The organism is Anaerococcus sp. Marseille-Q5996 (assembly GCF_946893725.1).
Classification (GTDB): domain Bacteria; phylum Bacillota; class Clostridia; order Tissierellales; family Peptoniphilaceae; genus Anaerococcus; species Anaerococcus martiniensis.
Window position 1 is genome coordinate 206,613 of sequence record NZ_CAMPPE010000001.1, and the last position, 14,819, is coordinate 221,431.

Consider the following 14,819-nt stretch of genomic DNA (forward strand, 5'->3'; position numbering starts at 1 on the left):
AAAATCTTTGTATACATATGTATAATTATTAGTAAAGAACTAAGGATTATACAAAAGTCTCGTACTATGATAAAATAATATTGTAAAATGTCAATATAGCTACAAAATTATTTTAAAGTGTGGCTTTACTTATAGAAAGGATTTTTTATGGAAAAAACAGTAACAAGTATTAATGCAGAAAAAAAGGAAAAGTTAAATAGCATCATAAAAGAATTGCTAGATGAAAAATTTGTTTTAGCATTTTCTGGTGGTGTAGATAGTACACTTATCTTAAAACTAGCTTCAGAATTAAGAGAAAATCGTGATGACGTTGTTGCAATGACTTTTGTAACAGAGTTTTCGCCTAAAGATGAGCTAGATGAATGTATAAGACTTGCAAAAGAAATGGATGTAGAACTTCACGTTGCAAATGTAAGTATCATGGACAATGAAAAACTACTTAACAACGTAAACTACAGATGCTACCACTGTAAAGGTGGACTTTTTGAAAACTGCTTTAACTTAAAAGATGAACTTGGTTATGGATTTGTAGTTGATGGTACAAACCTAGATGACTACCAAGTATTTAGACCAGGTATCAAAGCACTAAAAGACTTGGGCGCAAGATCTCCGCTTTATGAAGCTGGACTAAGCAAGGCAGAAGTACGCGCTTATTCAAAAGAACTAGGTGTAGAAACTCACAAAAAACCTTCAAAACCATGTATGGCAACAAGATTCCCATATAATACAAGAATTGATATAGATAAATTCCCAATGATTGAAGAAGCTGAAAACTACTTAGAAAGCTTAGGTTTTGCGGTAAATAGAGTTAGAATTTACGGAGATAACACTAGAATTGAAGTAGAAAAAGAAAAACTAGGCCAAGTTTTTGAACACGCTGAAGAAATTGTAAAGAAATTCAAAGACTTAGGATTTAAATACGTAAATATCGACTTAGAAGGCTACAGATCTGGTTCTATGGATGAAGTTGTAGATGACAATTTAAAAACAGAAGTAAATCCATGGTTAGCTAATGAACAATAAAGAATTTTTAGAAAAAATAAAAAATAATGAAATATCTATAAATGAAGGTCTAGATTACCTAAAAGAATTTAACTATAAGGACTTAGACTTTGCAAAATTAGATTTCCAAAGAAAAGAACGCCGCGGATTTGGTGAGACAATTTTTTGTGAGGGCAAGGAGGACTTTGCCCTTGCAGAAATTTATAAATCTTTTAGCGAGCGTAAGGAATCAGTAATTGGCACAAGAGCTACTCCTAGCCAATATGAAAGAGTCCTTGAACTTGTACCAGAAGCAAAATATGATCCAACTGGAAGGATTATTTCTCTTGTTTATGAACAGAGTCCCAAAATAGGAAATATTGCCATTTGTACAGGTGGTACTGCAGATTTAAAGGTGGCTGAAGAAGCTAGGATAACTGCAGAATTTTTTGGTGCAAATGTTAGTAAATTTTATGATGTTGGAGTTTCAGGACTTCACAGACTAACTTCAAAAATTGATGAAATTTCAAAGGCCAATGTAATTATTGCAATTGCAGGTATGGAAGGTGCTCTTCCAACAGTTATTGGCGGTTTGGTAAATAAACCAATTATTGCTGTGCCAACATCTATCGGCTATGGAGCAAATTTTAAGGGTCTTTCAGCCCTACTTACCATGCTAAATACCTGTGCTGAGGGTGTCAATGTTGTAAATATAGACAATGGATATAGTGCATCCTACAATGCTTGTCAGATTAATAAATTGATTGAGGAGAAGTAAATGGATTTATATTTTGAAATGAACTCTGGAATTGCTGGGGATATGACAATTGCAGCACTTCTAGATCTTGGAGCTAGTAAGGAAAAGCTAGTTAAGGCTATCGAATCAATGGGCATAGATGGCTATGAATTGGTTTTTGATAGAAAAATTAAAAACAATATAGATGCAAATAACTTTGATGTTATTTTATCAAATCATGACCACGACCACCATCATGATCATGATCACGATCATAACCATGACCACACTCATGAACACGTGGATGAAAATGGCAATACTTACACACATTCCCATTCTGATGACCACCATGGCCATAGACATTTAAAAGAAATTACAGACTTAATCAACAAAGCAGATATTTCTCAAAGAGCGAAAAAAGATGCCCTTGGTATCTTTGAAATCATTGCTGATGCAGAAGCAAAAGCTCATGGGATTGAAAAATCAGCAGTTCACTTCCATGAAGTAGGAGCGGTTGATTCAATAATTGATATTATAGGCACAGCTGTCCTAATCGATGATTTGGGAGTGGAAAATATTTATTTTTCAGATCTTAGCGAGGGTTATGGCTACCAATATTCATCTCACGGGCAAATGCCAATACCAGTGCCAGCTGTCATAAATATCCTTGCAGGTTCTAATATAAATCTAAAACTTTTGGATGAAGAAGGCGAACACGTAACTCCAACTGGTGCTGCTATTGTAAGATATTATGATAATGGCGAAAAAATCAATAGTTTTAAAGTAAAAAATGTAGGACTTGGAGCTGGCAACAAAGACTTTGCAAAATACACAAATATCTTGCGAGTAATGGAAATTGAAAGCAGTAAAAAAAAACACTAGAAATACTGGAAACTAATATAGACGATAGTACAGGAGAGATTTTGGGTTTTATAGTAGATGAATGTATGAAATACGCCCTAGACGTCTTTTATACACCAATATTTATGAAAAAAAATCGCCCAGCCTATAAGCTTTCAATTATTTGCGATTTGGAAAATGAGAAAGCCATTGAAGATTTAATTTTCAAACATAGCACAAGCATTGGCATAAGAAAAATTCCAATTGAAAGGGACATCCTAGATCGCAAAAAAGAATCACTCACTTATGAGGGGAGTGAGTACGATTATAAAATTGTTAGTCACAATGGCGAAGAATATGTGTATCCGGAATTTGAATCAGCTAAGGACCTTGCAATTAAAAATGACATCGGCATAAAAACTGCCTTTGATTTGTTAAAAAAATTATATGTTAAGAAGGAAGATAAATGAAGTATTTCAAAGCATTATTACTATCTTTAATACTAATTTTAGCTGGATGTACAAACAATCAAGAAGCAAAAACTGATGAAAATACATCCACAGAAACAAAAGTAGAAGAAAATACAAGTGAGAAAGAAAAAACTGAGCTTTCTGAAAATAAAAAAGAAGACTTAAATAGTGAAGAAAAAACGGGTGGCAAAATAGTTGTAAGAGACCTAGATGGCAATGAAATTACTTTAGACAAGCCACTTGAAAAAGTAATTATCCAAGGCTCATCATCAGGTGGTCCATTTATGACAATGATGTATTTGGATAAGGATAATTTCCTATCAAAAATCGCAGCCATGGATGATAGTGTAAAACTTGATAGAAACGATTTCTATACTCGTTTAGCACAAGTAATGCCAGAAATCGAAGATGTGCCACGTATTGCAAACTTCATGGATAACGATTTTTCTTATGAAGCTATCCTAAATACAGATGCTGATGGGATAATTGCACCAATCGGATTTAAAAGCCAAATTGAAGCAATCCAAGAAAAAATCGACATCCCAGTATTTTATGTGGACTATCATTCACAAGAGTTTGATAAGCACATTGCTTCAACAAAATTGATTGCCCAAGTAACTGGACTTGATAAAAATTTGGATGAACTTATTGATTTTTACACATCAAAAGTAAGTCCAATCTTAGATAAAAAGTTTGAAGAAGATCAAAAACCAAAAGTTTATGTAGAACATGGTTACGAGGGTGAAAAAGAGTACGGAAACTCTTATGGATCTAACAAAATGTGGGGCAAAATAATAGAAGATTGTGGTGGCCACAATATAGGTTCAGATGCTCTAGGATCTGATGAAGCAATCCCTTTATCAAGTGAATTTGTTTTATCTGAAGATCCAGAAAAAATTATCCTAACAGGATCCCAATGGATAGAAAAACCACATTCTATGAAAATGGGCTATGACACAAGTACAGATCAAGTAAAAGAAAAAATTGATCTTTATAATTCTCGCTCAGGCTGGTCAGACTTAGAAGCTATGAGAAATAAAGAAATTTATGTTATTAGCCAACAGCTAGTACGTGATATGAGTGACTTTTATTCATATGAATATATAGCAAAGACCCTACATCCAGAAGAGTATAAGGATTTAGATCCAGAAAAAGATTTTGAAGAGTTTTACCAAAAATTTATGCCAATTGGCTTAGAAGGAACTTGGTCATATAAATATGAATAGAAATAAAAAAATAATTATTTCTACAATTTTATTAATAATCGCTGGTATAATTGATTTATTTATCGGTGATAGCAAAATTGCCCTTAGCGATTTGTCAAATCTAAGTCAGATTCAAAGAACAATTTTATTTGATATCCGCTTGCCTGAAGTAGCAACAGCAGGAATAGTTGGCTTGTCTTTGGGACTTGGTGGGGCAATTATGCAAACAATTTTAAATAATCCTCTGGCAGATCCCTTTACTCTAGGAATCTCATCAGCGGCAGGATTTGGTGCAAGCCTATTTTTGATTTTAGGCTTGTCACTTTCCTATGTTGCCTTTGGATCTATCATATTTTCACTAGTGTCCATGTTTTTTGTTTTTTACATATCAAAAAAGAAATCCATGAATACCGAAGATATGATCTTGGCAGGGATTGCTGTCAAATTCTTTTTTGACTCACTGACCTCGCTTTTGCAATATTTAGCAACCGATGAAGCCCTAGCATCCATTGTTTTTTGGCTATTTGGCAATGTTACAAAAACTACTAGCAAAGAAATTTTTATAATTTTAAGTGTTTTTCTAATTATAGTATTCTTTGCCCTAAAAGATGCCTGGAAGCTTACAGCCATGCGTTTTGGTGAGGACAGAGCAAGGGCTATGGGCGTTGATACAAAATTGCTAAAGATAAAAACTTTTATTTTAGTTTCGATTCTTGCCGCAGTTTCTGTATCCTATGTTGGAATTATTGGTTTTATCGGGATTTTGGCCCCACATTTTGCAAGAAGAATGGTGGGAGAAGACCAAAGATATTATCTAATTTTATCTGCAATTATCGGAGGAATTCTTTTAGTAATTTCATCTATGGTTACTAAAATGATAAAACCTGGAGTTGTTGTGCCAATTGGCATTATCTCATCGCTTATAGGACTTCCACTAATATTTGTAATGCTTTTTGGAGTCAAAAATGATTGATATAAAAAACCTTACAATAAACTATGAAAAAAATGTAATAGATGATATTAGTTTTTTTGCAGGTCCAGGCAAAGTCCACGTTCTTATGGGACGAAATGGTGCTGGAAAGTCCTCAATTTTAAATGCAATTAGCGGCTTGATAAATTACCATGGAGACATAAAAACAGATGGCAAAATCTCATATCTAAATCAAAATGTAAATACAAAAGTGAACTTTACCGTTTTTGAAACTATAATTTTGGGTAAAGTAAAAAGTCTTAATTTTAAACTAAGCGATCAAGACATAATGGATACCTATGAAATAATGGACCTACTAAATCTTAGAAAATTTGAAAATAAGAAAATTTCAAAAATGAGTGGGGGTGAAGTCCAAAAAGTCCTCATTGCCCAAGCCCTAATTAGCAAACCAGATATTTTATTGTTAGATGAACCAGTAAGTGCCCTTGATTTGCATAACCAATACGAAATACTAGCTATAATAAAAAATCTAACCCAAAAACTAAATCTTACAACCCTCATCACCCTCCACCAAATGGAATTAATCGAAAGATACGCTGATAATATAATTTTGATAAATGATAATAAAATTTATGGAGTAGGCGATAAATACCAAATATTCACAAAAGAAATGTTTGATGAGGTATACAACATAGATGCTAACATAAAAAAGATGGATGACAGCTTGTTGTTTTTATTTAATATGAATAATAATCAACAATTTTAAAAAAAATAAGTTTATAAAACATATGTTTTGGATATAAACTAGGTAGGAGGAATTATGACAGAAAAAACAAAAAAACGTGACTATAACAAACTTGCCAAATTGGGCTTGCTTATTACAGCCATTCTTTGGGGAAGTTCACTGACAGTAGTAAAGGGAGCAACAGATACTTTTAATCCAAACTTTATCCTTATGGTTAGGTTTGCTATTTCAGCAATATTACTTGCAATTATATTTAACAAAAAAGTTAGAAAAGCAACAAAAGATGACCTCAAAGCTGGATTTATAGTAGGATTTTTCTTATTTATTGCTTATTCATCTCAAACACTAGGTGTTACATACGCAGATCCAGGAAGAAGTGCCTTTCTTTCCGCATCCTATTGTGTAATAGTACCGTTCTTATCTTGGGCAATTACTAAACATAGACCTGATAAATATAATATGTGGGCAGCAGCCATTGCCATTGTAGGTATTTATCTAATTTCTAAATCAGGAGTAGAAAAGGGAACATCAATATTTAACGCAAGCAAAGAAATGCTATTAGGTGATGGACTTGCCTTACTAAGTGGTATCCTATTTGCAGCACATATAGTAGCAGTAAAATTGTTTACAAAAGGAAAAGACCCAATAGTAATGACTATTTTCCAATTTACATCAGCAGCAATTCTATCTGCAATAGTGACATTATTCTTTGAAGATAACTCAAATATGGTAATTAATTCTTCAAGACCAATTCTTGAACTTTTATACCTAGCTATCTTCTGTACAACAGTAGCACTATTACTACAAAACATTGGACAAAAATACACAGACGAATCCTCAGCAGCAATTATTCTAGGATTTGAATCAGTATTTGGAATTCTAATCCCAGTAATGCTAGGAATTGAAAGTCTAACACCAATGTCAATTGTAGGATTTGTTCTAATGTTTGCAGCAATAATGATTTCAGAAACTAAATTATCATTCCTAAACAAAGACAAAGCTCCATCGGCTTAAAAATAATAAAAAAAACCTCAAATTCATTTTGGATTTTGAGGTTTTTTTATTTTTTAAAACTAATTGACAATAATTGTTAAAGATGCTATCATATAGACAATTAAAACGTTTTAATGGTGGTGAAATGGCAAATATAAAAGATGTAGCAAAACTTGCGGGAGTATCAATAACAACTGTATCAATGGTTTTGAATAATACTAAAAATAAAATATCTGAGCCAACCAAGAAAAAAGTTTTGGATGCTGCGAAAAGTTTAAATTACAATGCCAATGGCTATGCCAAGGCCCTTGCCAGCCAAAAAAGCAATATAATTATGGTTGTTGTGCCGGATATAAATAATCCATTTTTTTCAGCACTGGTGAAGGAACTGACTCGATTTGCCCAAGAGTATTCGTATTTTTTGTATATTCATAACACTAACAACAAAAAAATTGGTAAGGATGAATTTTTAAATTTACTAGCAAATAATATTTTTGCAGCTACTCTGGTAGTTGACCGAAATGTCAATTCTTTAAATGAGGATGATCTAAGAAAGCACAATATTATTTTCCTAGATGAGGTAGATTTTGATAGTAGAAACACTCAAATTGTAACAGGAAATAATGAAATGGGCGGATATCTTGCTATGGAATATCTCATAAAAAGAGGATTTAAAAATATTGGTCTTTTGATTGGACCAAGGTCAACAGCAAATTCTTCCCGCAGACTTTCTGGTGCTATAAAGGCTGCTATGAACTATGATATTTACATTGACTATAAAAATATAGTTCATGGAGATTATTCATATGAAGAAGGCTATAAGGCTGGGAAATTTTTCAAAGAAAAAAATGTCGATGCAATTTTTTCTTTTGCAGATATGTCTTCATATGGTCTAATAAATTACTTTGCTGAAAATGACATAATAATCCCTGATGACATTTCACTAATAAGTTATGACAATCTATTTTTAAACAAAATCATCAGCCCAAGACTTACATCCCTTGATCAAAACCTAAAAGAAATCGCCAAAAACGCAATGAGAATGGCTGATAATTTAATTAGAAATAAGACAGTTCAGGAAAAAATAATGGTAGAGCCTAAAATTATTGAAAGAGAAAGTGTAGGTTTTAAAAAATGAAAATATTAAATTTTGGGTCTATAAATATAGATATTTTCTTTAGGGTAAATCACATCGCACGTCCTGGTGAAACAATTAGTGCCCAAAGTATTGAGAAAAGAGCCGGAGGTAAGGGCTTGAATCAATCGGTTGCTTTGGCAAAAAACTCTAATAGAGTTTATCATGCAGGAAGCCTTGGTAGTGATGGAGCTTTTTTAAAAGAATACTTAGCAGGTGAGGGAATTGATACAAGTTTTATAAGAGATTCAGATAATTCAACTGGAAATGCAATTATACAAGTTGATGACAATGGTGAAAACTCCATAGTTTTGTATAAGGGTGCAAATTTTGATATTGACAAAGACTTTATCGATGAGGTTCTGTCAAATTTTGATAAAAACGATATCCTTGTATTGCAAAACGAAATAAATAATCTGGATTACATAATTAAAAAGGGTTATGAAAAAGGAATGAAGATAGTTTTAAACCCCTCTCCAATTACAGATGAACTGAAAAATCTTGACTTTAAAAAAATTGACTTGCTAATGGTAAATGAAACTGAGAGCAAAGAAATATCTCTTTGTAATGATATAGAAGGCTGTATAGCTTATTTTAGAGAAAATTATCCAAATTTAAAGCTAGTTATAACTTTAGGTAGCAAAGGTTCTATATTTGTAGATAGGGATGATAAAATTTGCCAAAAAGCTTACAAGGTCAAGGCGGTAGACAGCACTGGAGCAGGAGATACATTTACTGGATTTTTTGTAGCTGAGTTTTATAAAAATACTGATGTTAAAAAATGTTTAGAACTTGCAACAAAAGCCTCAGCCCTATCTGTTAGAAAAAAGGGAGCAAGTATTTCTATACCAAATTTAGAAGATGTAGAAAAATTTATTGGAGAAGATTTATGAAGGAAAAAGGAATTTTAAATAGTGAAATTTCAAAACGATTATCGGATTTGGGTCACACAGATTTAATAGCTATTGGGGATTGTGGTTTGCCAATTGATCCAGATAAAAAAATTGATTTGGCCTTAAAGCTTGGTCAACCAAAGTTCATTGACGTCCTAGAAATTTTGTTAGAAGACTTCGGATGCGAACACTACATTTTAGCTAGCGAAATAAAGGATAAAAATCTAGACCAAGAAAATGCTATTAAAAAACTTTTGGATGGTGTAAGTTGCGAGTACATATGCCATGAAGATTTTAAGAAAAAACTAGAAGATGTAAAATTTGTCATAAGAACTGGAGAGAACACCCCATATTCTAATATAATCTTGCAGTCAAAAAATATTTTTTAGGAGCAATTATGAATATTGAAATGAAAGATATCTACAAGTCCTTTGGAAAAAATGATGTCTTAAAGGGTGTAGATTTTAATCTTGGCCAGGGAGAAATTCACGCTTTGGTTGGAGAAAATGGAGCTGGAAAATCAACTTTGATGAATATCTTGTCAGGAGTTTTGAACAAGGATTCTGGAGAAATTCTAATCGATGGCCAAAAGGTGGACATTGCTGATACAAATATTGCTAAAGAATATGGAATAAGTTTTATCCACCAAGAGCTTAGTGACTGGCCAGAATTAAGTGTTATGGACAATATATTTATGAATAACGAACTAAACAAAGGCTGGTTTTTGGATAGAAAATCCATGCGTCAAAAATGTGAGGATTTATTAAAACGATTTGATTTAAATATTGATCCAGATACTAAAGTAGCAAATTTATCAGTTGGGCAAAGGCAAATGATGGAAATAGCCAAGGCAAATTTAAATAAAATAAATGTTTTGATTTTGGATGAGCCAACAAGCGCTTTAACCAATAATGAAATTGATAAATTGTTTTTACTCATCAAAAAATTAAAAGATGAAAATGTATCCATGATATATATCTCCCACCGTATGGAGGAAATATTTGCTCTAACAGACAAGATTACAGTCATGCGTGATGGAAAATCAGTTGCAGTAATGGATACTAAGCAAACTAACGAAAAAGAAGTGGTTTCTCATATGGTTGGCAGGGACATTGGTGATTTTTATCCAGAAATGAATGCTAAAGTTTCAGATGTAAAAATAGAACTTAAAAATTTTTCAAAGGCTGATCTTTTTGAAAACATAAATATAAATGCAAAAAAAGGTGAAGTTTTGGGCATAGCTGGACTGATGGGAGCAGGTAGGACAGAAATAATGCGAGCTGTTTTTGGCCTAGATTCAAAAGATAGTGGGGAAATTTACATAGATGGCAAAAAAATTGAGATTACAAAACCAATGGATGCCATAAACAATAAAATCGGATTTGTTACTGAAAATAGGCAAGAAGAAGGCCTAGTCCTTGATGAATCCATCAGAGAAAATATTTCCTTGCTAAATTTTAACAAATTTACAGAAAAATCATTTATTGATAAGAAAAAAGAAAAAGACTTGTCAAATTCTCTTGTAGATTCTTTTAGGGTCAAAACCCAATCTGCAGAAAGTAAGGTGCGTGACTTATCAGGCGGAAATCAGCAAAAAGTTGTTTTTGCAAAATGGTATGCAATAGATCCAGAAATTTTAATCCTAGATGAGCCTACAAAGGGTGTGGATGTCGGTGCAAAAAGAGAAATTTACGATTTGATTAAGCAATTGACCCACAAGGGAGTATGTATAATATTAATTTCAAGCGATCTTCCTGAATTACTTTCTCTTTCAGACCGTATATATGTAATTCATGAAGGAGAAGTAAATGGAGAGCTTTTAAGGGAAGAAGCTAGTCAAGAAAAAGTAATGACCCTTGCAACAGGAGGAAAGCTATGAGCAATTTTAAAACAAAAATTAAAGAAAACCAGAATTTGGGCACTATCTTAGCACTAATTATCCTAATGGTTTTTGTTAGTATATTAAATCCAACATTCTTACAAGCAAACAATCTAATGAATCTGATGAGGCAATTAATCATAAACGGATTTATTGCCCTAGGAATGACCTTTGTAATCTTAACTGGCGGTATTGACCTATCAGTAGGTTCTACTCTAGCAGTAACATCTGCAATTTTTGCAGGTCTTTTACAAAATGGGATGAACACAATCCTAGCTATATTAATCGCCCTAGGTCTTGGGCTTATTTTAGGTTTGATAAATGGGTTTTTAATTACCAAAGGAAAACTTGCCCCATTTATAGTAACCCTAGCCACAATGACTATTTTTAGAGGGTTGACCCTAGTTTATACAGATGGGAGACCTATAGCTGGGCCAAAAGATAATTTTGCCTTCAAGTTTTTAGGAAAGGGCCAATTTTTTGGAGTTCCTTTCCAAGTAATCTTATTTGCCCTAGCATTTTTGATTTTGTGGACTATTTTAAATAAAACTGCCCTGGGTCGCAAAATATATGCTGTTGGGGGCAATGAAAAGGCAAGTTTTATTTCGGGGATTAATATAGATAAGGTAAAAATAAGCGTTTATGTAATATCATCACTTATGGCTGTATTATCAGGTTTGGTTTTAACTTCTAGATTAAACTCTGCCCAACCAACAGCGGGTGTTGCCTACGAAATGGATGCTATCGCTGCAGTTGTGCTTGGAGGGACAAGTATGACAGGTGGTAGTGGATCGCTAACTGGAACCCTAATTGGTATTTTGATTTTAGGTGTCCTTAACAATGGTCTTAATTTATTGGGAGTATCAAGTTTTTACCAGCAAATCGTAAAAGGGATTGTAATTTTAATTGCAGTTCTAATTGACCGCAAAAGAAACAAATAGGAGAGTTTTATGAAAACAATTAAAAAATATTTATCACTAGTCCTTGTTGCATTATTTGCATTTACTGCTTGTAGCTTAGAGGGACAAAGCAACAATGAATCAACAGAAAATAAAACAGAAACAAGCGAAACAGCAGAAAACACCAGTACAGATGGAAAAATGAAAGTAGGTGTTTCACTTTCGACACTTAACAATCCATTTTTCGTATCAATTAGAGAAGGTATTGAAGAGGGTGCGGGAGAAGACGTAGAAACTGTAATATCCGATGCACAAAACGATTCTTCAACACAAAGTAACCAAGTAGAAGACTTAATTACTCAGGGAGTTGATTTAATCATAATCAATCCGGTAGACTCAACAGCAATCGCACCATCAGTAGAAAAAGCAAATCAAGCAAATATTCCAGTTATCTGTGTCGACAGAGGAACAGATTCAGGAGAAATCGTAAGCTTTATTGCAAGCAACAACGTTGAAGGTGGTAAGATGGCAGGAGAATTTATCCTAGAGAAAGTTGGAGAAAATGCAGAAGTTATCCAACTAGAGGGAATCCCTGGAGCAAGTTCAACTCGTGAAAGAGGTGAAGGATTTAAAGAAGCTACAGATGGCAAAATTAATCTTTTAGCAAGCCAAACAGCTAACTTTGATAGGGCAGAAGGTCTTACAGTTATGGAAAACTTGTTGCAAGCTCACCCAGATGTAAAAGCAGTATTCTGTCAAAATGATGAAATGGCCCTAGGAGCTAGTGAAGCAATAAAAACAAGTGGAAAAGATATTGTAATAGTTGGTTTTGATGGAAATGATGATGCAATAAATGCAGTAAAAGATGGAACACTATCAGCAACTGTTGCTCAACAACCAAAAGAAATGGGTAAATTAGCTATACAAACAGCTATCAAATACCTAAAAGGTGAAACAATAGAAGAAGAAGTAGATTCACCACTTGAACTAATTAAATAACTTAAAAACAAAATCCCAATAAATCCCATAAAAAAGTTGCAGATACTTATCTGCAACTTTTGTTTTTATTTTTCAATTAATTCTTGGACAAAATCTACTTCTTTACCATCCACAACCCTAGATGGGATTCCTATTCTGGATTCTTCTCTTACTTCTTTGTAACCATCTAGATTATCACGGTATTTTAACAACCTTTTTAAATCAAGCAGGCTATCAGAAATATTTATTATTTCTACACCCTCATATTTTTCAGGATTTGCCTCATAGTCTTTAAAAACCCTTTGGCAATGTGGGCACTTGTCGCTTACAAAAATTTCAGTTTTACTCATTTTTTCCTCCTATAATTTACATAAGAAAACTTTATTCCGTTTTCCTCATATATTTGAGATTCACTTACAATCTCAAAATCTGGATCTTGGTCAAAATTATGCAAAAAGGTATCTGCATCTTTTATTGCATTTATTTTTGTGATTATGGCTTCATCAGCGTATGGTAAAAAAATATCAACTATCTCAGACCCGCCTATTACAAAAACTTCTTTTTTACTAGTTTTAACATAGTTTATAACCTCACTTGGATTATGAAAAACTTTTGCATTTTTTGCCTCATAATCGGGATTTTTTGATAAAATAATATTTTTCCTATCTGGCAAAGCATGACCAATTGATTCATAGGTATTCCTACCCATTATCACAATATTTCCCATAGTAATTTGTTTAAAATGTTTCAAATCTTTTTTGATGCGAAATAGCATGTCATTATCTTTTCCGATTGCCCAATTTTCATCAACTGCTAAAATAATTTTCATTTTTAAACTCCTATCCTTATAATACCCATCCAAAGCGGGTAAAATACTAGCAAAGGAGAGATTATGTTTTATACAGCTGATTATATTATTTTAGAAGATAAAGTTTTAGAAAATTATTATATGGAAGTAAAGAAAGGCAAAATAAAGTCATTTTCTAAAGAAGAACCAGAAACTTATGAATATTTGGGAGAAATTATTGCTCCAGGTCTGGTAGATACTCATATCCATGGCTATCATGGAGAAGACATCATGAATGCCAAAAAAGGTGCTCTGGAAATAATTTCTAAGGGACTTTTGGAAATGGGAGTTACAAGCTTTTTGCCAACAACACTTACAGATTCAACAGAGAGATTAAACCAAGCTTGCAAAGTGATCGGTCAAGAATATAAGGATGTGACTGGTGCAAAAATCCGTGGAGTTTTCCTAGAAGGCCCATTTTTTACAGAAAAATATAAGGGTGCCCAAAATGAAAAATATATGTCAGATCCAGATATAGAAAAACTAAAAAAATGGAAAGAATTATCAGATGGTTTGGTAAATAAAATTGCCATTGCCCCAGAAAGAGATGGAGTAATAGACTTTATCCATAAAGCAAATGCAATGGGGATTGCAGTTGCCTTAGGACATTCTGATGCCAGCTATGAACAGGCAATGGATGCAGTAGAAGAAGGGGCAAATATTTTTGTCCACACCTATAATGGCATGAGTGGACTCCACCACAGAAATCCAGGAATGGTAGGAGCAGCAATGAATTCAGATGCTATAAGTGAATTAATTTGCGATGGCCACCACGTAAGCCCAGCCAGTGCAAATGTTTTGATGAATGCAAAAGGCAGAGATAAAATCGCATTAATAACAGACTGTATGTCAGCAGGAGGCATGGCAGATGGAGATTACAAACTAGGAGAATTTGATGTAATTGTAGAAAATAGCACCGCAAGACTAAAAGAAGGCGGTAACCTAGCAGGGTCAATTTTAAAATTAAAAGACGCTGTAAAAAATGTAGTAGACTGGCAAATAGCAGACACCTTTGAAGCCATCCAAATGGCCAGCCTAATCCCAGCTAAATCTGTAGGTATAGATAATGTGTGCGGAAAATTAAAAGTAGGATTTGATGCTGATTTTATAGTTTTGGATGATGATTTGGATTTAAAAGCTACTTATTTAAACGGTGAGAAAGTTTTTGAATAGAAGAAAAATATAAAACACCCCCTTGGGGGTGTTTTTTTGTGGTGATTTATTGAAGATGATTATTACATTAGTAAAATATATTGACAAATGTAAAAATGTGGATATAATATTTGT

17 protein-coding genes are annotated in these 14,819 nt (G+C 33.2%); 15 read left to right on the forward strand and 2 right to left on the reverse strand.

All coding sequences use genetic code 11. The annotated features are described in order from the left end of the window. Positions 1–147: 147 nt before the first annotated feature. From larE to rbsB, 14 genes are all read left to right on the forward strand, one after another. On the forward strand, positions 148–1,023 hold the full coding sequence (gene larE / locus OC526_RS00940) for an ATP-dependent sacrificial sulfur transferase LarE (RefSeq protein WP_262121400.1): 876 nt from the start codon (positions 148–150) through the stop codon (positions 1,021–1,023). Beyond that, positions 1,013–1,759 carry a nickel pincer cofactor biosynthesis protein LarB gene (gene larB, locus OC526_RS00945; RefSeq protein WP_262121404.1) on the forward strand — a complete coding sequence of 249 codons (747 nt, stop codon included), beginning with the start codon at positions 1,013–1,015 and terminating at the stop codon, positions 1,757–1,759. Before larE ends, larB begins: the two co-directional genes overlap by 11 nt. Beyond that, positions 1,760–2,599 (forward strand): LarC family nickel insertion protein, encoded by an 840-nt coding sequence (locus OC526_RS00950; protein WP_262121407.1) that lies wholly within the window; start codon positions 1,760–1,762, stop codon positions 2,597–2,599. A 41-nt stretch (positions 2,600–2,640) separates the two neighbouring features. Next, complete coding sequence (locus OC526_RS00955; protein ID WP_262121410.1) at positions 2,641–3,027, forward strand: LarC family nickel insertion protein; 387 nt, start codon at positions 2,641–2,643, stop codon at positions 3,025–3,027. Continuing rightward, positions 3,024–4,253 (forward strand): ABC transporter substrate-binding protein, encoded by a 1,230-nt coding sequence (locus OC526_RS00960; RefSeq protein WP_262121413.1) that lies wholly within the window; start codon positions 3,024–3,026, stop codon positions 4,251–4,253. Before OC526_RS00955 ends, OC526_RS00960 begins: the two co-directional genes overlap by 4 nt. Beyond that, positions 4,246–5,205 (forward strand): FecCD family ABC transporter permease, encoded by a 960-nt coding sequence (locus OC526_RS00965; protein WP_262121415.1) that lies wholly within the window; start codon positions 4,246–4,248, stop codon positions 5,203–5,205. Before OC526_RS00960 ends, OC526_RS00965 begins: the two co-directional genes overlap by 8 nt. Then, entirely contained in the window at positions 5,198–5,929 is a 732-nt protein-coding gene (locus OC526_RS00970) for an ABC transporter ATP-binding protein (protein ID WP_262121416.1), read from the forward strand. The genes OC526_RS00965 and OC526_RS00970 overlap by 8 nt, the downstream gene beginning before the upstream one ends. 54 nt (positions 5,930–5,983) lie before the next feature. Next, positions 5,984–6,922, forward strand: coding sequence for a DMT family transporter (locus OC526_RS00975; RefSeq protein WP_262121417.1), 939 nt, complete (start codon positions 5,984–5,986; stop codon positions 6,920–6,922). Positions 6,923–7,046: 124 nt separating this feature from the next. Next, positions 7,047–8,039, forward strand: a complete 993-nt coding sequence (locus OC526_RS00980; RefSeq protein WP_262121420.1) for a LacI family DNA-binding transcriptional regulator — start codon at positions 7,047–7,049, stop codon at positions 8,037–8,039. Further along, complete coding sequence (locus OC526_RS00985) at positions 8,036–8,929, forward strand: ribokinase (protein ID WP_262121421.1); 894 nt, start codon at positions 8,036–8,038, stop codon at positions 8,927–8,929. The genes OC526_RS00980 and OC526_RS00985 overlap by 4 nt, the downstream gene beginning before the upstream one ends. Further along, positions 8,926–9,318, forward strand: a complete 393-nt coding sequence (rbsD, locus tag OC526_RS00990; RefSeq protein ID WP_262121423.1) for a D-ribose pyranase — start codon at positions 8,926–8,928, stop codon at positions 9,316–9,318. The genes OC526_RS00985 and rbsD overlap by 4 nt, the downstream gene beginning before the upstream one ends. Positions 9,319–9,326: 8 nt before the next feature. Next, the gene (locus OC526_RS00995) at positions 9,327–10,808 is read left to right on the forward strand and encodes a sugar ABC transporter ATP-binding protein (RefSeq protein ID WP_262121424.1); all 1,482 of its coding nucleotides are present in this window, start codon (positions 9,327–9,329) and stop codon (positions 10,806–10,808) included. Beyond that, complete coding sequence (locus tag OC526_RS01000) at positions 10,805–11,749, forward strand: ABC transporter permease (protein WP_262121425.1); 945 nt, start codon at positions 10,805–10,807, stop codon at positions 11,747–11,749. Before OC526_RS00995 ends, OC526_RS01000 begins: the two co-directional genes overlap by 4 nt. 9 nt (positions 11,750–11,758) lie before the next feature. Then, positions 11,759–12,706, forward strand: a complete 948-nt coding sequence (gene rbsB, locus OC526_RS01005) for a ribose ABC transporter substrate-binding protein RbsB (RefSeq protein WP_262121427.1) — start codon at positions 11,759–11,761, stop codon at positions 12,704–12,706. A 65-nt stretch (positions 12,707–12,771) separates the two neighbouring features. Here rbsB and OC526_RS01010 read toward each other — a convergent pair whose 3' ends face one another. Together OC526_RS01010 and OC526_RS01015 are read right to left on the reverse strand one after the other, a co-directional pair. Continuing rightward, complete coding sequence (locus OC526_RS01010; protein ID WP_262121428.1) at positions 12,772–13,035, reverse strand: hypothetical protein; 264 nt, start codon at positions 13,033–13,035, stop codon at positions 12,772–12,774. After that, positions 13,032–13,514 (reverse strand): dihydrofolate reductase, encoded by a 483-nt coding sequence (locus tag OC526_RS01015; protein WP_262121429.1) that lies wholly within the window; start codon positions 13,512–13,514, stop codon positions 13,032–13,034. The genes OC526_RS01010 and OC526_RS01015 overlap by 4 nt, the downstream gene beginning before the upstream one ends. A gap of 63 nt (positions 13,515–13,577) precedes the next feature. On the opposite strand from OC526_RS01015, the gene nagA reads away from it, so the two are divergent. Beyond that, a complete protein-coding gene (nagA, locus tag OC526_RS01020) occupies positions 13,578–14,705 on the forward strand; it encodes an N-acetylglucosamine-6-phosphate deacetylase (RefSeq protein WP_262121431.1) in 1,128 nt (375 codons plus the stop codon). The last annotated feature ends 114 nt before the right edge of the window (positions 14,706–14,819 follow it).